17 protein-coding genes are annotated in these 18,041 nt (G+C 31.0%); 5 read left to right on the forward strand and 12 right to left on the reverse strand.

From position 1 onward, the window contains the following. Positions 1–21 precede the first annotated feature (21 nt). Positions 22–762 (reverse strand): tRNA pseudouridine(38-40) synthase TruA, encoded by a 741-nt coding sequence (truA, locus tag C8C88_RS10415; protein WP_121338059.1) that lies wholly within the window; start codon positions 760–762, stop codon positions 22–24. Between the two features lie 151 nt (positions 763–913). On the opposite strand from truA, the gene C8C88_RS10420 reads away from it, so the two are divergent. Beyond that, positions 914–1,411 carry a metallophosphoesterase gene (locus C8C88_RS10420; RefSeq protein WP_121338060.1) on the forward strand — a complete coding sequence of 166 codons (498 nt, stop codon included), beginning with the start codon at positions 914–916 and terminating at the stop codon, positions 1,409–1,411. On the opposite strand, the gene C8C88_RS10425 is transcribed toward C8C88_RS10420, so the two are convergent. The 3 genes from C8C88_RS10425 to C8C88_RS10435 form a co-directional block, all read right to left on the reverse strand. Then, positions 1,408–3,111, reverse strand: a complete 1,704-nt coding sequence (locus C8C88_RS10425) for an ATP-binding protein (RefSeq protein ID WP_121338061.1) — start codon at positions 3,109–3,111, stop codon at positions 1,408–1,410. The genes C8C88_RS10420 and C8C88_RS10425 overlap by 4 nt on opposite strands. Before the next feature lie 22 nt (positions 3,112–3,133). After that, positions 3,134–3,796 carry a response regulator transcription factor gene (locus C8C88_RS10430; protein WP_121338062.1) on the reverse strand — a complete coding sequence of 221 codons (663 nt, stop codon included), beginning with the start codon at positions 3,794–3,796 and terminating at the stop codon, positions 3,134–3,136. 160 nt (positions 3,797–3,956) lie between these two features. Then, positions 3,957–4,370: a DUF4293 family protein gene (locus C8C88_RS10435; protein ID WP_121338063.1), complete on the reverse strand. Its 414-nt coding sequence runs from the start codon at positions 4,368–4,370 to the stop codon at positions 3,957–3,959. A gap of 183 nt (positions 4,371–4,553) precedes the next feature. Between C8C88_RS10435 and rho the strand changes: the two genes are divergently transcribed. Then, positions 4,554–6,317 (forward strand): transcription termination factor Rho, encoded by a 1,764-nt coding sequence (gene rho, locus C8C88_RS10440; protein ID WP_121338064.1) that lies wholly within the window; start codon positions 4,554–4,556, stop codon positions 6,315–6,317. 106 nt (positions 6,318–6,423) lie between these two features. Here rho and C8C88_RS10445 read toward each other — a convergent pair whose 3' ends face one another. The 3 genes from C8C88_RS10445 to C8C88_RS10455 form a co-directional block, all read right to left on the reverse strand. After that, entirely contained in the window at positions 6,424–7,647 is a 1,224-nt protein-coding gene (locus C8C88_RS10445) for an RsmB/NOP family class I SAM-dependent RNA methyltransferase (RefSeq protein ID WP_121338065.1), read from the reverse strand. 138 nt (positions 7,648–7,785) lie between these two features. After that, entirely contained in the window at positions 7,786–9,747 is a 1,962-nt protein-coding gene (locus tag C8C88_RS10450) for a KUP/HAK/KT family potassium transporter (RefSeq protein WP_121338066.1), read from the reverse strand. 125 nt (positions 9,748–9,872) lie between these two features. Next, positions 9,873–11,075 (reverse strand): hypothetical protein, encoded by a 1,203-nt coding sequence (locus C8C88_RS10455; protein WP_121338646.1) that lies wholly within the window; start codon positions 11,073–11,075, stop codon positions 9,873–9,875. 117 nt (positions 11,076–11,192) lie between these two features. On the opposite strand from C8C88_RS10455, the gene C8C88_RS10460 reads away from it, so the two are divergent. Continuing rightward, on the forward strand, positions 11,193–12,257 hold the full coding sequence (locus C8C88_RS10460; protein ID WP_121338067.1) for an oxidoreductase: 1,065 nt from the start codon (positions 11,193–11,195) through the stop codon (positions 12,255–12,257). A 68-nt stretch (positions 12,258–12,325) separates the two neighbouring features. Here the strand turns inward: C8C88_RS10460 and C8C88_RS10465 are convergent, their stop codons facing one another. The 4 genes from C8C88_RS10465 to C8C88_RS10480 form a co-directional block, all read right to left on the reverse strand. Next, positions 12,326–12,784, reverse strand: a complete 459-nt coding sequence (locus C8C88_RS10465) for a sensor of ECF-type sigma factor (protein WP_121338068.1) — start codon at positions 12,782–12,784, stop codon at positions 12,326–12,328. A 53-nt stretch (positions 12,785–12,837) separates the two neighbouring features. Further along, on the reverse strand, positions 12,838–13,251 hold the full coding sequence (locus C8C88_RS10470) for a hypothetical protein (RefSeq protein WP_121338069.1): 414 nt from the start codon (positions 13,249–13,251) through the stop codon (positions 12,838–12,840). A 34-nt stretch (positions 13,252–13,285) separates the two neighbouring features. After that, the gene (locus C8C88_RS10475) at positions 13,286–13,828 is read right to left on the reverse strand and encodes an RNA polymerase sigma factor (RefSeq protein ID WP_121338070.1); all 543 of its coding nucleotides are present in this window, start codon (positions 13,826–13,828) and stop codon (positions 13,286–13,288) included. 62 nt (positions 13,829–13,890) lie between these two features. Then, positions 13,891–14,988 (reverse strand): SRPBCC family protein, encoded by a 1,098-nt coding sequence (locus C8C88_RS10480; RefSeq protein WP_121338071.1) that lies wholly within the window; start codon positions 14,986–14,988, stop codon positions 13,891–13,893. Between the two features lie 472 nt (positions 14,989–15,460). Between C8C88_RS10480 and C8C88_RS10490 the strand changes: the two genes are divergently transcribed. After that, positions 15,461–15,850 (forward strand): nucleoside triphosphate pyrophosphohydrolase family protein, encoded by a 390-nt coding sequence (locus C8C88_RS10490; RefSeq protein ID WP_121338073.1) that lies wholly within the window; start codon positions 15,461–15,463, stop codon positions 15,848–15,850. 85 nt (positions 15,851–15,935) lie between these two features. Here C8C88_RS10490 and C8C88_RS10495 read toward each other — a convergent pair whose 3' ends face one another. Continuing rightward, entirely contained in the window at positions 15,936–17,003 is a 1,068-nt protein-coding gene (locus C8C88_RS10495) for a branched-chain amino acid aminotransferase (protein ID WP_121338074.1), read from the reverse strand. A gap of 302 nt (positions 17,004–17,305) precedes the next feature. Between C8C88_RS10495 and mnmD the strand changes: the two genes are divergently transcribed. Beyond that, positions 17,306–17,968 (forward strand): tRNA (5-methylaminomethyl-2-thiouridine)(34)-methyltransferase MnmD, encoded by a 663-nt coding sequence (mnmD, locus tag C8C88_RS10500; RefSeq protein WP_121338075.1) that lies wholly within the window; start codon positions 17,306–17,308, stop codon positions 17,966–17,968. The last annotated feature ends 73 nt before the right edge of the window (positions 17,969–18,041 follow it).

Genomic DNA, 18,041 nt, shown 5'->3' on the forward strand with positions numbered 1-18,041 from the left:
GGATTTCCACTTCTATCAGGGCTATTTCGTTATATAATTGTATTCTATTTCAGTTAAATATAAACCATGTGCCGGAACTGAAAAACCAGCATTGTTTCTGTTTTTGCTTTCTATAATTTCATTAAAATCAGCTAATGTGATTTTGTGTAATCCTACATTAACTAAAGTTCCTACTATGGCACGAACCATATTTCGTAAAAACCGATTCGCCGAAATAGTAAAAATCAAGCTGTTATTTTCGCGTTTCCAATACGCCTCAAAAATAGTGCAATCAAAAGTATTTACATCCGTATTTACTTTCGAAAAACATTGAAAATTAGTATGGTTAAATAATAATTTTGCAGCTTGATTCATCAAATCAAGATCGAGATCCTGATGGAAATACCAACTCAAATCTTGTAAAAAAACATCTTTGAAAGTGTTGATACGATATTCGTAAGTTCTTTTTAAAGCATCAAAACGAGTATGTGCGTCATCATGAACTGGAATAATTGAAAATACAGCAATGTCTTTTGGTAAATAGGAATTGAGTTTATGTACTAAATTTTGACAGTCAAAAGACGAATCAAAATCAAAATGAGCATACATTTCCTTAGCATGAACTCCCGTATCTGTTCGGCCAGCTCCTGTAAGAATGATTTCTGTATTTAATAATACCGAAAACGCTTTACTCATAGTTTCTTGCACAGATGAAGCATTAGGTTGGTATTGCCAGCCATGATAATGAGTTCCGTTGTATGCTAATTTTATAAAGTACCTCAAGGTTTATTTGTCGCAAAGTTTCAAGGCTACAAATGTACAAAGTTTTTATGTGGCGCAAAGGTTAAAAGTTTAGCTAGAGCTTGGTTTTATTTCAATAATTCAAAACTTTATTCGGCAACTTTGTACCTTTACAGCTTTGTACCTTAAAAAAATGAAAAAAATCCTTCTGCTTTCTGATACACACAGTCATATTGATGACACTATTTTGAAATATGTTGCTCAGGCAGATGAGGTTTGGCATGCAGGCGATATAGGCGATTTAGTGGTAACGGATACAATCAAAAAATACAAACCTTTACGAGCTGTTTATGGTAATATTGATGATGCAAAAGCCCGAATAGAATTTCCTTTAAATAATCGTTTCATGTGTGAAGGAGTAGACGTTTTGATTACACATATTGGTGGATATCCAGGTAAATATAATCCCCAAATTAAAGCTGAAATAATTGCAAATCCTCCTAAGCTGTTTATTTGTGGGCATTCACATATTCTAAAAGTAATGTACGATAAGAAGTACAATCTTTTGCACATGAATCCGGGTGCAGCTGGTAAAAGTGGTTTCCATCAGGTGCGAACCATGCTGCGTTTTGTAATTGATGGAGATAAAATTAAAGATTTAGAAATCATTGAAATCGAAAAGAAAGCTTAAATTATTTTTTGTGAAATAAGGACTTCAAAATTAATTCTAGTTCCACTACCTACCACAGAGTGAATTGAAAAATTTCCTTTCATCGCATCCACTCTTGCTTTAATTTGATTAAGTCCAAATCCTTCTATGATATCAAATTTATTAGTGTCAAAACCTTTTCCGTTGTCACGAACTTGGATTTGCAAAAAGTTATTATTCTCCTTAATAGTTAAATTTGCTACTGATGCATTACTATGCTTCATGACATTGTTAAGGAGTTCTGTAATGATGAAATAAATTTTCATTTCAAATTCTTCTTGGTAGCGTTTCTTTTTAGATATTGGACTTTTATATTGGAAACTAATAATGGAATTTGAATTTTTTTCGCATAAGTCCTTTAGTGCATAAAACAAACCAAATCGCACTAAAAGAGAAGGTAATAGTTCATGAGATAAATCACGAACTTTGTCATGAGCTTCTCCTAAAATAGCTATTGTTTTTGAAATTTCTTCACTTTGCGTTTTGTTCTTCATTGTATGTACATTCAAATGCAACCCTGCCGAGGATAATAATGCACTGATGTTATCATGTAAGAAAGCCGCAATTTTTTTTCGTTCCATTTCCTGTCCAGTAATGGAAGCATTTATTACATTTTGTTGAATTTTACTTCGGATGCTGTTGATTCGGTTTTTCTGTGCCAGTTTTGTATTCTGAAAGAAAAAGTAAAAAAGAACTATACCAACAATGAATAGTGAGAATATCACAATAACAATTTTTTTATTTAGAGATTGCTCTCTTAATAGAATATCTTCTTTGGTCTTATATTCAGATTCTATTTTTTCAATTTCTCTTTTATATTCATCGATTTCAAGATTTATTCCTGCAACTGTTGCTTTTTTTAGCCTTTCTTCATCGTTGAGTTCGGTTGTTATTTTGTTATAAAGCGCTAAGTTTTCATATGCTTTTTTATAGTCACCAGTTTTTAATAAAAATTTAGAATACTCCTGATAAGAATAGGATAAGTCTGATTTTTCACTCCCTTTTTTTCCTAAGAGTATAGCATTTTTGAAAAAAATATCCGCTTTTTCAGCATTGTTTATAGAACTATAATACATGCCGTTGAGCATATTGAGCGCTACAACAGTTGATTCGTCTCCGTGTTTTTTATGAAAACGATTAATATAATCTAAGTAAGGGTAGCCTTCCTTGAAACGGCCAATATCAAAATAGGCCCATGCTATGTTCAATTTAGTAAAAAGAATTTGTTCTAAATTCTTAATCGTTTTACTGTAGGCTAATGATTTTTTATAATAATAAATTCCTTTTTGATATTGTTTTTTATCAAAACAATAAATGTTTCCAAGATTGTTGTAAAGCCAGTTTTTAAGTTCGTTATTACTTGTTTTATTCGCATAAAGTAGTCCTTTGTTGTAGTAATAAAAAGCTTTGTCATTTTCTGACAATTCATCAAAATTTGCACCTATGGTATTGTAGGAATAAGCTATAAGATCATTGTCTTTTAGCATGATAGCAGCACGTAGAGCAAGTCTTGATTTTATTAAAGATTTTTCTAAGTTACCTGTTTTTAGAAGCTTTTTAGCTTCCATTACTTCTTTAGTAAGTTCTTTTTTTGAAGGGATTGTTTCGAGAGGAAAACTATAGGCGTTTATAGTGTTAAAAAACAGTATTAATGCTATAATAAGAAGTCTGACTTTAGGCATAAAAAATCTTTGTCTGTTAGATTTAGGATTTTATAATATTGTTTTTGATAGCATACTTAACTAAACTTATTGTGTTTTTTAAATTTAGTTTTTTCATAATATTTTTACGATGCGTTTCAACGGTATTAGTACTGATAAAAAGTTTTTCGCTAATTTCTTTTCCACTGAATTCTAATGAAATTAGTGTTATAACCTCAATCTCTCTACCTGATAAAATTGAATTTTCTACAGTTTCGTATTTATTTAGTTTTGGATTGTCTTTTACGGCAGTGTCAAATATTTTTTCTCGAACTGATTTACAAAAATAATCTTCCCCATTTAAAACAGCATATATTGCTTCTACTATATTATCACCAGCGCATTTCTTTGTCAAATAGCCATTAGAACCTAATTTCATGACTTCTTTTATCAGTTTTAATTCGTCATAACTTGATAACACAATGACCTTGCAAGGGAATCCTTTTTGTTTAAATTCTTTCAAGACTTCAATACCGTCTTTTTTGGGCATACTGATGTCAATAATTAGAATATCAGTTTCATTAGCAATTACTTCTTCAAAAAGGTTGTTGCCATCCAATGAAAAACCTACTACTTCAAAATCAGGAACGGTATTCAAAAGAAATCGCATACCATCAATTAGTACTTGGTGATCATCTGCTAAGTGTATTCTGATTTTTTTTGACATTCGGGGGTCTTATTTCTTCAAAATTATAAAAATAAAGCTATAGGAATCATCTTATGATGTTTTTATTTTCGGTAACAATGAAAATTTATTTTATTCCCACAAAAAAACCCGAATAATTACATTCGGGTTCTCTTCGCACTAATAAACTAAGTTTATAGGTTTATCTCAATCTGTCCACAGATTTTACAAGATCTTCATCCTTCTTGATGGCCTTATTAGCTAAAACTAATAATACGATAGCCAAGATAGGTAGAAACATCCCAATACCTTTCTCAGAAACAAAAACGGTTTCTCCAGATAAATTTAGCGAACGATATACAAATAATCCTAATAAAATTAAATTTAATATGATATTCAATCTGCCAATAACAAATTGATTTTGTCTTTTTTTAAAAGAAACAATACTCAATAAAGTAAGTGTTGTGCTTAAGCCTAACATTACTACATAAATTTGATCTTGCATGAAGAAAAAATCTTTACCATTATTCATTGTCCATAAAGGGAAAACAAAGGGCAAAATTCCAGTAACTACGAATGCAAGTATTAAATATATGGTTTGAATTCTTTGTATCATGATTCATAAATGTTTTACAAAAATATATTTTCTTTTTAATAAATACTATTGTATGATTAAATTTTATTCGTATTATTGCATAACAATACCGTAAGCACTTCATACTGCGGTCAATTCAGAACGAAAAAGTTACCACACTATCTTTTACATTATTTCCCAACTAATTAAATTCATAGAACATTCATGTTTGATATTTCTGCATTAAAAGAAATGAAGCTATCTGAGCTTCAAGAAATTGCTAAATCGTCCAAAACAATAAAATTCAACGGTGTTAAAAAAGAGACATTAATTAGTCAAATTTTAGAACATCAAGCTGCTTCAAGTGTTGTTTCTTCGCCAGATAAAAATGAGTCGAATAATGTTGAAGGAGAAAAACCCAAAAGAGCTCGAATAGTTCCTGCTAAAAAAAATATTATCCAAAAGTCTGCAACACCTCTTTTTTCAGAAAATGAACTTCAGGCAACTGAAGATATTCCTGCAGAAACAGCTCCAGTAATGGAAGCAACAGATGTTCCTGTAGCTGATGCTCCAGAGAAAAAAGTAGGGAAGGTTATAAAATTCAATAAATCTGCTTACGAAAAGAAAATTGCTTTGCAAAAAGACAAAGAAGCAGCTAAAGAAATTAAAAACGAAAACGAAGCAACTCCAGTTGCTGCAGATGTTGTGTCTTCAGAAAATCAAACTGTTGGTGCTCCCATAAAAAAGGTTAATCCAAACCAATTAAATAAACAGAACCAAAATCAAAATCCAAATCCAAATCAAAACACTAACGGCAATCAAAATCCAAACTATAAAAACAAAAAAAACAATTTCAGCCATTCTGATTTTGAATTTGATGGAATTATAGAAAGCGAAGGCGTTTTAGAAATGATGCCGGACGGATATGGTTTTTTGCGTTCTTCAGATTATAACTACTTGGCTTCGCCAGATGATATTTATTTATCAACATCTCAAATCAGATTATTTGGTTTAAAAACTGGAGATACCGTAAAAGGAGTGGTTCGTCCTCCAAAAGAAGGAGAGAAGTTTTTTCCTTTAGTTCGTGTTTTAAAAATAAATGGCCATGATCCGCAAGTAGTTCGTGATCGTGTGTCTTTTGAACATTTGACACCAGTTTTTCCTTCTGAAAAATTTAAATTGGCTGAAAAGCAAAGTACTATTTCAACAAGAATCATTGACTTGTTTTCTCCAATTGGAAAAGGACAACGTGGTATGATTGTGGCACAACCAAAAACGGGTAAAACCATGTTGTTGAAGGATATTGCTAATGCAATTGCTGCGAATCATCCTGAAGTTTATTTGATTGTTTTATTAATAGATGAAAGACCTGAAGAGGTTACTGACATGCAACGTAGTGTTCGGGGTGAGGTAATAGCTTCAACTTTTGATAGAGAACCACAAGAGCATGTTAAAATTGCTAATATCGTACTTGAAAAAGCAAAACGATTAGTAGAATGTGGGCATGATGTAGTAATTCTTTTGGATTCGATCACACGTTTGGCTAGAGCTTATAATACAGTGCAGCCTGCATCAGGAAAAGTATTAAGTGGAGGTGTAGATGCTAATGCATTGCAAAAACCAAAACGTTTCTTTGGTGCTGCCAGAAATGTAGAAAATGGAGGTTCTTTGAGTATTATTGCAACAGCTCTTACTGAAACAGGTTCTAAAATGGATGAGGTTATTTTTGAAGAATTCAAAGGAACTGGAAACATGGAATTACAATTGGATAGAAAAATTGCTAACAAGCGTATTTTTCCTGCAATTGACTTAACTTCTTCAAGTACAAGACGTGATGATTTATTATTAGATCAACAGACTTTGCAACGTATGTGGATTATGAGAAAATACCTTTCTGATATGAACCCAGTTGAAGCAATGGATTTCATAAATGATCGTTTCAAGAAAACTAAAAATAACGAAGAGTTTTTAATCTCTATGAATGATTAATAATTTAGTTTAAGGTTTAAAGTTAGAAAATAGTAAACCAAAAAAATATTCCTATAAAAAAAGTCCTCGATATTCGAGGACTTTTTTTATAGGAATAAATCTTAACTTATTCTATTACTTCTTTTCGTTCTAACAATGCCATATAAAACCCATCAAAACCTGACTCAGAAGCCAGTATTTTTTGGTCTTTTATAAAGTTGAATTGTTTTCCGATATCTGTTTTTAAGAATTTTTCAACTTGTTCTTGGTTTTCAGATGGTAAAACGGAGCAAGTAGCGTAAACTAATTTCCCTCCAGGTTTTACAATTTTAGAATAACTTTCTAAAACTTCCGCTTGAACTTTACGGATGTTATCTATAAACTCAGGTTGTAATTTCCACTTAGCATCAGGGTTTCTTTTTAGAACTCCTAAACCGCTACATGGAGCGTCAATCAAAACTCTGTCAGCTCTTTCGTGAAGTTTTTTGATTACTTTGGTGCTGTCTATAATGCGGTATTCAATATTGAAAGCGCCATCTCTTTTAGCTCTTAATTTTAATTGCTTCAATTTACTTTCGTATAAATCCATCGCAATTAATTGCCCTTTGTTTTCCATCAATGCGGCAATGTGCAATGTTTTTCCTCCTGCTCCTGCACAAGTATCAACTACTCGCATTCCTGGTTTTACATCAAGAAAAGCAGCTACTAATTGGGAGTTTGCATCCTGAACTTCAAAAAAACCTTGTTTGAAAGCATCTGTCAAGAAAACATTAGCTCTTTCTTTTAGTACTAAAGCATCAGGCTGATTCGTTAAATAATCTGTCTCAATGTTTAAGTCCATTAAGATGGCTCTTAGTTTTTCTTTAGTTGTTTTTAGTGTATTTACTCTCAGAATCACTTTAGCAGGTTGGTTTTGAGCCGCAATTTCTGTAGCCCAAACTTTCTCTCCTAATTCTTTAACTCCTAACTCATCCATCCAGTCTGGAATAGATTCTTTTAAAGCTCTTACTTTTGAAAGCTCGTCAAAGCGTCCTTTTATTTTTCGTTCTGGTGTTCCTTCTAATTGTCTCCAATCTGGAATTGGGTAGCCTCTTAAAACTGCCCATACAGAGAACATTCTCCAAAGATTATCTCTGTCAAAAGGTTCTTTTACTTCTGCAATTTCTGCATATAATCTTTTCCAACGTACAATTTCGTAGATTGTTTCTGCAACAAATTTTCTATCGGAACTTCCCCAGCGTTTGTCTTTTTTTAAAGATCGTGCAACCACTTTGTCTGCGTATTCACCTTCGTTAAAAATGGCGTTTAAAGCATCGATGGTAGTATAAACTAAATTTCTATGTAATCTCATTTTAAATAATTGAGGTGCAAAGGTACTATTAATTGATTTGAAAGTTAAATTTTAAATAATGAATGTTGATTTTATATTTTATGCAAAAAAAAAACACTACTCAAAAGCAGTGTTTTTATATTCATTTATTGGGTTATTTTATTTAACTCTAGTCAAACCTATGTTTTGAGGAGCATGTAAGACCATTGGGAATTTCTCTATTTTCACAGAACTACTATCTAAACCAAAGGCTCTTTCTTCAGATAAACTTAGTTTTTTGATGAAGAAATAAGAATTCATGATTATTTTTTCATGCCACAATAAGTCACTATCATTGGATAAGAATTTTTCAGACAAAACAAATTTGAAATCTCCAATAATATTATTTTTATTCAATGATTCGTATCGGCTGGTAATATCTACTTCGCCTTTTTGTACCATATCTTTAATTACTTCTTTGAACATCAAGTTTATTTTTGTAGGTTCTCTAAAGCCTAAATTGAAGTCTACTCGATACAAATCATCTTTTACGATTTCAGTAACTTTATATTCTGTTTTGTAAGGTTCTGTTAATATGTTTACGTGAACAAACCAATAGATATCAGCTCTTTTAGGTCTTTTTTGTAAAATAGAATACATTACTTTTTCTTCTATTTCATCAACTCTTCCGGCATTAGTCATGTATACTAAATGTGTAGCGTATTTTGGAATTGATAGATCTGCACTTAACTCCACAAGTACTTTTTTGTAATCTTCAATTTTAACGATTTTAGTATAACTCTTGTTGATTTTTTTAGCTAGATACCATATCGTCATAACAGACATTAACATTGAAGCAATGAAAAGTGTTACGTAACCGCCTTCAGCAAACTTTGTAATATTTGCGGCAAGAAAGCTAAATTCAATTAGTAGATAAATAGTAATAAGAGGCATGAAAAAGTAGAGTTTTACTCTTTTCATTATTAAATAATAATTGAGTAGAATGGTTGTCATAATCATACATAATATAATTGCTAAACCATAGGCATGCTCCATATTACTTGATTCTTCAAAGTGTAAAACGATACCAACACAACCAAAAAATAAGAGCCAATTGATAGATGGTATGTATAATTGTCCTTTTAATTCAGTAGGATATTTGATTTTGACTTTTGGCCAAAAATTCAATCGCATCGCCTCATTTATTAATGTAAATGATCCACTAATTAATGCTTGAGAAGCTATTACTGCGGCAAGAGTTGCAATCACAATTCCTATTGGTTGAAACCAATCGGCCATTATTAGATAGAATGGATTTCCGTTTTTCCCTCCAAGAGTTAGTAGCGATTCCCCTTCATGATGAATTAAATAAGCTGCTTGCCCAAAATAGTTCAGAACTAAAGCTGTTTTTACAAAAATCCAACTAATTCTGATGTTTTTTCGTCCGCAATGTCCCATGTCTGAATATAATGCTTCAGCTCCTGTGGTACATAAAAATACAAAACCTAGCACGAAAAAACCATCTGGATGAATGGATAATAAATGATAAGCGTAGTAAGGATTAATTGCTTTGAAAACTTCAGGATGTTGCGTAATTTGTAATACTCCTAAAATAGCCAACATACTGAACCAAATTAACATTATAGGTGCGAAAAACTTACCTACTAGTTTGGTTCCAAATTGTTGTATTGTAAAAAGTATAAATAGAATTCCTATTACGATTGGAATGGTATTTATTTCAGGTGAAAATGTTCTAATTCCCTCAACTGCAGAAGATACTGAAATGGGAGGAGTAATAATACCATCCGCGAGCAAGGCACTTCCTCCTATAATTGCGGGGACGATTAGCCATTGTATTTTTGTTTTTTTGACTAAAGCATATAGGGCGAAAATACCACCTTCACCATGGTTGTCAGCACTTAAGGTAATCAGTACATATTTGATGGTTGTTTGAAGGGTAAGTGTCCAAAATACAGCTGAGACTCCGCCTAAAACTATATCTGCATTAATTATATGTTCGCCAAGTATGGCTTTCATTACATATAGTGGTGAAGTTCCGATATCACCGTAAATTATTCCTAATGAAACTAATAAACCACCTAATGTTAACTTACTATGGAGGTCTTTGTGCGATGCGCTCATGAAAAATTTTTAAAAAACTTTTCAAAGTTAATCTTTTAAAGGATATTACAATGTAATATGAAAAAAAAGATAAAAAAAACACGGGTTATTTGTCCGTGTTTTTTATTTAAACATTATTTAAAAATTTAAGACCTTCTGTCGTTACTTCTAGAAGAATTACTACTTCTTTGTGATTCAGATCTTTGTGGTGCTGCTTCTCTAGAAGAATTCCCTCTATTTTGAGAATAATCTCTTTGTGGTGCTGCTTCTCTAGAAGAATTTCCTGTGTTTTGAGAATAATCTCTTTGTGGAGCAGTTTCTCTAGAAGAATTCCCTCTATTTTGAGAATAATCTCTTTGTGGTGCTGCTTCTCTAGAAGAATTTCCTCTATTTTGAGAATAATCTCTTTGCGGTGCTGCTTCTCTAGAAGAATTTCCTCTATTTTGAGAATAATCTCTTTGTGGCGCTCCTTCTCTAGAAGAATTTCCTCTGTTTTGAGAATAATCTCTTTGTGGCATTACTTCTCTAGAAGAGTTTCCTCTGTTTTGAGAATAACCTCTTTGCGTCTCCGTTCTTCCATTATAATAATTAGATGTATTTCTTGTTCCTCTTCTTTGGTCTAATTCATAACGGTTAGCAACACTTGAGTTTCTTCTCGAAAAAGAATAATTCGGATACTGTCTTTCGTATCCATTTGAGCGTCTTGAACTGTATAAATCCATAGCTCTGTTACTTCTTCTATAATTCACATAATTGTAAGAGTTGTTTATGTTCAAACAAAGGCTAATGTTGTTTCTGTATCTAAAAACTGGGTATGGATTCCAAGCGTAATAATAGTTCGGATAATAATTCCATGACCAAGACGAATAATAAGGGCGGTAGTTAGACAACCAAAATGATGCATAAATGTACGGAGTTGTATAATAAACGGGTTCGTATATGTAATTACGGCCGTACATATAAACGTCACCTACAACCTGAACATGAACTCGGTTATAATTATCTTTTTCGACATCTATTGTTGCAATATCTTGATAAACATCGCGATCCAAAACGGCTTGAATAATAATTACGTGCGTACGTCCATCTACGGTTTCGATAACACGTAAATAATCAACTTCATTGTCATTATTCAAATCTAAATTAGAAATTTGAATTTTAGGGTCATTTAATCTTCTTTCAAAATCCTGAAGATTTCTTGAATCTCCAAAAATTGAAGCAACTGCTCTTAAATCTAAATTATCACTAATTTCAGAATTTGTTGCGTTAACAGTTGTTCTATCTTGTGCTTGTATTTGTATTGCAAAAATAGAGGCCAGTGCGGTAAATAAAAGTAGTTTCGTTTTCATGGCAAATGTATTTAATGTTGTTATTGTCAACATTCCAATTACTGTGCCAATAAATAAATACAACTATTTAGGTTTATTTATTTAATTGTAAATTAGCTCCTAAATAATTCTAATAAAATGAATAGATTTTTTTTAATAAGTATATTTTTTTTGATTTTATTGTCTTGTAAAACAATTAATTATGATATTTCAGGTAAAAACGAAAAAGTTTTTACTTCTGTCAAAATTGACACTTTATTTCAAGATAAAATTAGTATAAGAGCACTTGTTTTTGATGCTAATAAAGTTTGGTATGCAGCTGATAAATCCAGGTTTGGTTTTTTTGATTTGGATAAAAATCAAAAAAAAGAGCAACATATTATGAAGGATAGTTTAAAATTAGAATTTAGAAGTATTGCTAAAACATCACAGGCTGTTTTTATTTTGAGTGTTTCTAATCCAGCATTGCTATATCGTGTTTCTAAAGATAATTTAGAGCCTAAATTAGTATACCAAGAAAATCATGAAAAGGTTTTTTATGATAGTATGCAATTTTGGAATGATAAAGAAGGAATTGCTATTGGAGATCCAATTGATGATACTAGTTTTTGTATAATTTTGACTTGTGACGGAGGGAATTCTTGGCAAAAAATACCGACATCAAACTTGCCAAAATTAACCGAGGGCGAATCTGCTTTTGCTGCCAGTAACACTAATATAGTTATAAAAGGAAATAATACTTGGATTGTTTCTGGAGGCAAAAAATCGAGGGTTCTTTATTCCGGAAATAAAGGGATTACCTGGTCTATATATGAAACACCTATTTCTCAAGGAGAAAAAATGACGGGAATTTTTACAGCGGATTTTTATGATGCTAAAACAGGATTTATAGCTGGGGGTAATTATGAAATTCCAAATCAAAATTTTGATAATAAAGCTAAGACTGTTGATGGAGGTAAAAGTTGGAATCTAATTGCGCAGAATCAGGGATTTGGATATGCTTCCTGTGTGCAATATGTACCTAATAGTAATGGAAAAGGCATAGTAGTTGTAGGTGCTCAAGGATTATTTTATTCATCTGATGGAGGAGTTTCTTGGAAACAATTAGCAACTGATTCGAGTCTTTTTACCTTCAGGTTTATAAATGATACAACCGCAATTGCCTCCGGTAAAAACAAAATGATTCGAATACATTTTAAATAATTAAAAACCCCTAAACAATATTTTTCATATCATTTAGGGGCTTTTGCTTTTATAAAAAAGGGGATAAATTATCTTCTGTTGCCTTTGTCTCTGTATTGTTGTAATAGTTTTCGATTAAAATCTTCTTCTGATTTTCGTAGTTTAATAATTTTTGTTGCAGGAAGAATTCCTTTTAAGGTTGTGATGAATTTTTTTCGTAACATATATAATTCATCTTCATTGCTTTCCATTTGGTTTAAGAATGAGTTGGCTTCTTTTTCTGACATTTTATCCATAGTATTATCGTCCATTCTTCCCATGAAAGCTTTCATTTTCAAATGTCTCAATTCAAATTGTTTGTCGTCAAAAGCATTGTAAACAGGCCAAAATTTCTCAGACTCACTAGATGTTAGTTCAAGTTCTGTGGTAAGAAAAGCTACTTTTAATGCCTTAATTTGTTCTTTTTTCTCTTTCATTTTTTCGCCTTGAGCGTAAAAACTAAAAGAAATGAATAGCAGTAGAATGGGTAATATTTTATTAAGTTTCATTGTTAAGTTGTTTAGTATTTAATTTCAATTATAGTGTTTAAATGCAACAGTTTTTATTCTGTCATAAGAACTTCCATATCTGAATTTGTTGTTAATATATCTTCAATAGCAGTATCTTCTAAAGTGACATTTGTTTTTATTTGATCAATATCTTCAGGTTCTAATTCACTTACTAAATCATATTGTGTTACATTAGATTGATAGGATATGTAGTTTTCTAAAGTAGCTTCATCTAGTTCTTTTGAAGTTGATGATAATGTTGTGTATATAGGAATCATTAATCCTAAAATCAAAATAGCAGCTATTGAAAAAAGGAATTTTTTTCTTTTTTGGAATAGCGAAATCACCTTCGGTTCTTTTTCAGGTAATTGTTGCATCATTTTCGCTGAAAAATTCTCAAAGTAATTTTCTGGCGTTTTAAATCCAGAAGTTATTTTAGGCTCGTTTTCTAATTTAAATGTTTTCATAACTATTCGTTAGACTTATTTTTAGCAAAAAGGTTTAAGCACTTGTAACAAAGGTTTCTATTTTTTTTACGGCATGATGATAAGATGCTTTCAAGGCACCAACCGAAGTTCCTAAAATTCCTGAAATTTCTTCATATTTTAATTCTTCAAAATATTTCATTTTAAATACTAACTGTTGTTTTTCAGGTAATTTAGCTATTGCTTTTTGTAATTTTAATTGAATTTCATTTCCATCAAAAAAAACATCAGCTTTTAAATTATCGATAGTTTTGTTTTGTAAAGCTTCTGTCGAAATTCCATTCATCTTTGCTTTTTGACTTAAAAAAGTTAATGCTTCATTAGTCGCAATTCGGTACATCCAAGAAAAAAGTTTACTGTCTCCTTTGAAGTTTTTTAAATACTGAAATATTTTTATAAATGTATTTTGCAAAACATCATCCGAATCATCGTGGTTCAGCACAATATTGCGGATATGATTGTATAAAGGTTTTTGATAGGTTGACAAGAGTTTTTGAAACGCCTCATTTTGCGTTTTAGGATTCAATAACTCAAGTATAAATTCCTGTTCTTCTTGCAAAGCTTATATTTATGTAATTAGAATGGAATTTTTGAAATTGGTTTAATTGTAATGAAAAAAAACTAAAACTCTGATGGAATTTCTTCTTCAATCTTTGGTGTAGCAACTTTGGTTTCATCGACTAATGACTTAGTGTAAGATGGTTTTGGTCTTGTAGGGAAGTAAATTTCAGTAACCCATTTAGAAGGGTTTTTAACTTCTGTTTTGCCAATAGTATAAACTTCAAGATGTGAAAATTTTGAATCGGTAGCTATACGGTTGGCATTAAGATATTGTGTTGTTTTATCTAAGGCTTTTTTTGTATGAGAATAATCTCCCGTCAATGTTGTTTTAATAGCTTCAAATGATTCTAATTTTCCAGATAAAATATCACTTCCTTCGCTAGTATGAATTTGTTGTTTGATAGGAACACAAAAAGATAATTTAGTTAATCCTTTTTCTAAATCATAGGTATGGTATATTACAAATGGTTTTCCATTCAATTCGATGTTATTTTGAGTGCAAAACTCGATAATTTTAGGGAAAATAATTTTAGTATTTTTAGTTACATCCGATATTTTGCTGGTAAAAATTTGTTTTAAATAATAGGTTTCTAGTTTTCGGACTAAACCATTTACTTTTATGGCATAGGTGTTAATTTCATAATCTAATTTTTTATCTAAATTGGTTAGGCTTTTTTCACATATGCGACCAATAATTTTTTCGGCACCACCATTAATTGCGGAATAAATTTTCATAGTAAAACTCATTTTTCCTGAGATTTTCCAAGTTACTTTAGTCCCGCCAATAGTATCTTTAAATTTCCAAAAGGCTTCAGAAGCGGTACCATCATAATCCATTTTTTGGGCAATACTATCGTTTTCTTTAACAAATATAGTTTGCATGTCTCCACTTTCTTCTTTTCCTTCCCAAGAATAGGAGCCGCCTTTTCCAATTGTTTTTTGCGGATAAACCATCTTCATCTCAGGATCTTCAACTATCCAAGAACTGAAATCTTCCCAATTTCTATAATCATTCACATAATTAAATGCAGCAGCTCTAGGAGAATTTATAACCAAGCTTCTTTCAATATTAAATTCTCCTTTTTGTGTGGCCACAAAAACTGAAAGGGCAACAAGGCTAAGTAGCATTAAAAGAAATAGGTATTTTAAAATTCTCATAACAGATAATTTAATTTGTTTTGTAAAGTTAGAAATTTTTTTTCTAAGCGAGTCAGTATTAAAAAAATTAAAATAATTCCTGTGTTTTTGAATTACTCTAAAAATTTTGGTTTTTTACCTTTAGAGAATTAAAGAAAAATACATTAAAAATAAAAAATGCCCACTATTATTGTGGGCATTTTTTATTTTTAAAAAAAAGGAATTAGCGTTTGAAAAAAATCTTGATCAAAAATAGAAGACCAATAAAAATACCGAATCCAATTAGAATTTTGTAATTTCCTTTGTAAAATAGTTTGTGCAAAGCAGCATCTTTTCGATAAGCAAAAATCATTGCAATAACAAAAGCAATAAAAAAACAGGCTGCAAACAGTAATTGTCCTTGACTAAACATAGTTTAAAATATTTGCTGCAAATTTAGTCAATCTTTCAAGAATAGTTACTAATTTTCCAGCTCATTTAATCAAATAAAAATATGCAAAAACAAATTAATGCCGTTAAGGAATTTCACGCCGCATTTAGAATCGGTCATAGTGAAACCCCAAAAGCCGATTTGGGAGAAAGTAAAAATACACTTCGGTATCATTTGATGAAAGAAGAAAACGAAGAATATCTTGAAGCCGTTCAGAATAATGATTTGGTTGAAATTGCCGATGCATTGGGGGATATGATGTATATTCTTTGTGGAACTATAATTGAACACGGATTGCAGCATAAAATTGAAGAAGTTTTTGATGAAATTCAACGAAGTAATATGAGCAAGTTAGGAGAAGATGGAAATCCAATTTATCGTGAAGACGGTAAAGTAATGAAAGGTCCAAACTATTTTAAGCCAGACTTTTCTAAAATTTTAGGTACTAAATAAGGCACTTAAAATGCCGCTCAAACAAGACATAAAAAAATCGGTTTTCATTGAAAACCGATTTTTTTTATAAAACTAAAACTTATATTTATACTTTAACAGTCCAACCAAAAGTATCTTCAGCAAGTTTGTTTTGAATATTTGTTAATTTGTCTTTTAATTCAAGTGCAACTGAATTTTCAATTTTTGGCAATTCATAATAAACATCTTTATATGAAAATCCAGAAATAGGACTTACAACTGCAGCCGTTCCAGCTCCAAAAATTTCTTTTAAACTACCGTTTTTAGAAGCTTCAACTAATTCAGATACTGTAACAGAACGAACTTCAACATTTATACCTTCGCTTTTTGCTAAATCAATTAGTGTTTTTCTAGTTACACCATCAAGGATTCTTTCACTAACTGGGGCAGTTAATAAAGTGTTATTTATTCTGAAGAAAACATTCATTGTTCCTGCTTCTTCAAGTTTTGTATGCGTTGCATCATCTGTCCAAATTACTTGTTGGAAACCTTCTTTATTAGCTAGGTTAGTCGGGTAAAACTGTCCAGCGTAGTTTCCTGCAGCTTTAGCAGCTCCAATTCCTCCATTAGCAGCTCTACTGAAATGTTCTGCAATAAGTACTTTTACTTCTCCTGAATAATAAGATTTTACAGGAGATAAAATGATCATAAATTTATATTCATCAGATGGATTTGCAATTACTCCAGTTCCGGTAGCAATCATAAATGGTCTGATATACATAGAATTTCCTTTTCCTTTTTTAACCCATTCTTGATCTAATTTCAACAATTCATTTAAACCATTCATGAAAATTTCTTCAGGAACTTCAGGCATCGCTAATCTAGCTGCAGAGCTGTTAAAACGTTTGTAGTTTTCATCAGGTCTAAAAAGCCAAATGTCATTATTGTCATCTTTATATGCTTTCATTCCTTCAAAAATAGCTTGGCCATAATGAAAAACTCTTGTAGATGGATCAACAAGAAATGGTGCATAGGGTTTAATTACCGGTTTTTGCCATTCTCCATTTTTAAAATCACATTCGAATAAATGGTCTGTAAAAACGGAACCAAATGATAATTTGTCAAAATCTACTTCATTTATTTTTGTAGTAGCTGCTTTTATAATCTCAATTTTGTTTGTTTGAGTTGCACTCATGATAATGAATTGTTTTTATGATATTTATAGTAATAAGCCTTAGCTTAAAACATTGATTTGAAATTTTCGAAAATTATAATGATTGCAAAATTAAATAAAAATCAACAAAAACCTTGCTAAAACCACATTAATTAATGCGTTTAACTGTGATTTATTTATATTTTAAAAAAACTAAAAAAATACAGTCAAATTATATGAAAAATATAAAAAATATAGATTATTTAGAACGAAACGTTTTAGTTTTGACTAATTTTGGTCTTATTAAGTGCTTATTTAAATAAAGTTTAACTCGAATAACAATTTTGGAAAGAGAAATAATTCAAACACTAGATGGGTCTACAACCATTCATCTTAAGGAATGGGACGAGTGTTATCATTCTAAGCACGGCGCTATTCAAGAAGCGCAACACGTTTTTATAAAAAATGGTCTTGCTTTATTCGAAAATAAATCTGTTTCTATTCTAGAAATTGGATTTGGAACAGGCTTAAATGCTTTTATTACTTTTTTAGAGTCAAAAAAATTACAGCAGTCTATTGATTATGTTGGAGTAGAAGCTTATCCAGTCTCTGCAGACGAAGTACTTTCTATGAATTATGTTGCGGAATTGAATGCGGAAACGGAAACTGCAATTTTCAAAAAAATGCATGAAAGTAATTGGGACGAGCAAGTAAAATTGAGCGAAAATTTTGTACTGACAAAACGGAAACAATTTTTTGATGCAATTGATGATATAGAAAAATTTGACCTTATTTATTTTGATGCTTTTGGGTATAGAGTGCAACCAGAATTGTGGAGTACGGCTATTTTTCAAAAAATGCATAATGCCTTAAAACCGCAAGGAAAGTTAGTTACCTATGCTGCTCGTGGAGTAGTAAAGCGCAGTATGATTGAGGTTGGGTTCACAGTCGAAAAACTTGCTGGCCCTCCAGGGAAAAGAGAAATGTTCCGAGCAAGCAAACTTTAATTTTTTTTTTGATATAAAATAAAAAACTTAAATCTACGTTAAAGAAATAGGTTTTACTTGTAAATAATGTATT

The sequence above is a fragment of the Flavobacterium sp. 123 genome, from assembly GCF_003634825.1.
GTDB lineage: Bacteria > Bacteroidota > Bacteroidia > Flavobacteriales > Flavobacteriaceae > Flavobacterium.

Bases quoted from the DNA above. Each gene is read 5' to 3' on its own strand.
- C8C88_RS10420 (WP_121338060.1), top strand. From the start codon at position 914: ATGAAAAAAATCCTTCTGCTTTCTGATACACACAGTCATATTGATGAC.
- C8C88_RS10425 (WP_121338061.1), bottom strand. From the start codon at position 3,111: ATGCCTAAAGTCAGACTTCTTATTATAGCATTAATACTGTTTTTTAAC.
- C8C88_RS10430 (WP_121338062.1), bottom strand. From the start codon at position 3,796: ATGTCAAAAAAAATCAGAATACACTTAGCAGATGATCACCAAGTACTA.
- C8C88_RS10435 (WP_121338063.1), bottom strand. From the start codon at position 4,370: ATGATACAAAGAATTCAAACCATATATTTAATACTTGCATTCGTAGTT.
- rho (WP_121338064.1), top strand. From the start codon at position 4,554: ATGTTTGATATTTCTGCATTAAAAGAAATGAAGCTATCTGAGCTTCAA.
- C8C88_RS10445 (WP_121338065.1), bottom strand. From the start codon at position 7,647: ATGAGATTACATAGAAATTTAGTTTATACTACCATCGATGCTTTAAAC.
- C8C88_RS10450 (WP_121338066.1), bottom strand. From the start codon at position 9,747: ATGAGCGCATCGCACAAAGACCTCCATAGTAAGTTAACATTAGGTGGT.
- C8C88_RS10455 (WP_121338646.1), bottom strand. From the start codon at position 11,075: ATGAAAACGAAACTACTTTTATTTACCGCACTGGCCTCTATTTTTGCA.
- C8C88_RS10460 (WP_121338067.1), top strand. From the start codon at position 11,193: ATGAATAGATTTTTTTTAATAAGTATATTTTTTTTGATTTTATTGTCT.
- C8C88_RS10465 (WP_121338068.1), bottom strand. From the start codon at position 12,784: ATGAAACTTAATAAAATATTACCCATTCTACTGCTATTCATTTCTTTT.
- C8C88_RS10470 (WP_121338069.1), bottom strand. From the start codon at position 13,251: ATGAAAACATTTAAATTAGAAAACGAGCCTAAAATAACTTCTGGATTT.
- C8C88_RS10480 (WP_121338071.1), bottom strand. From the start codon at position 14,988: ATGAGAATTTTAAAATACCTATTTCTTTTAATGCTACTTAGCCTTGTT.
- C8C88_RS10490 (WP_121338073.1), top strand. From the start codon at position 15,461: ATGCAAAAACAAATTAATGCCGTTAAGGAATTTCACGCCGCATTTAGA.
- C8C88_RS10495 (WP_121338074.1), bottom strand. From the start codon at position 17,003: ATGAGTGCAACTCAAACAAACAAAATTGAGATTATAAAAGCAGCTACT.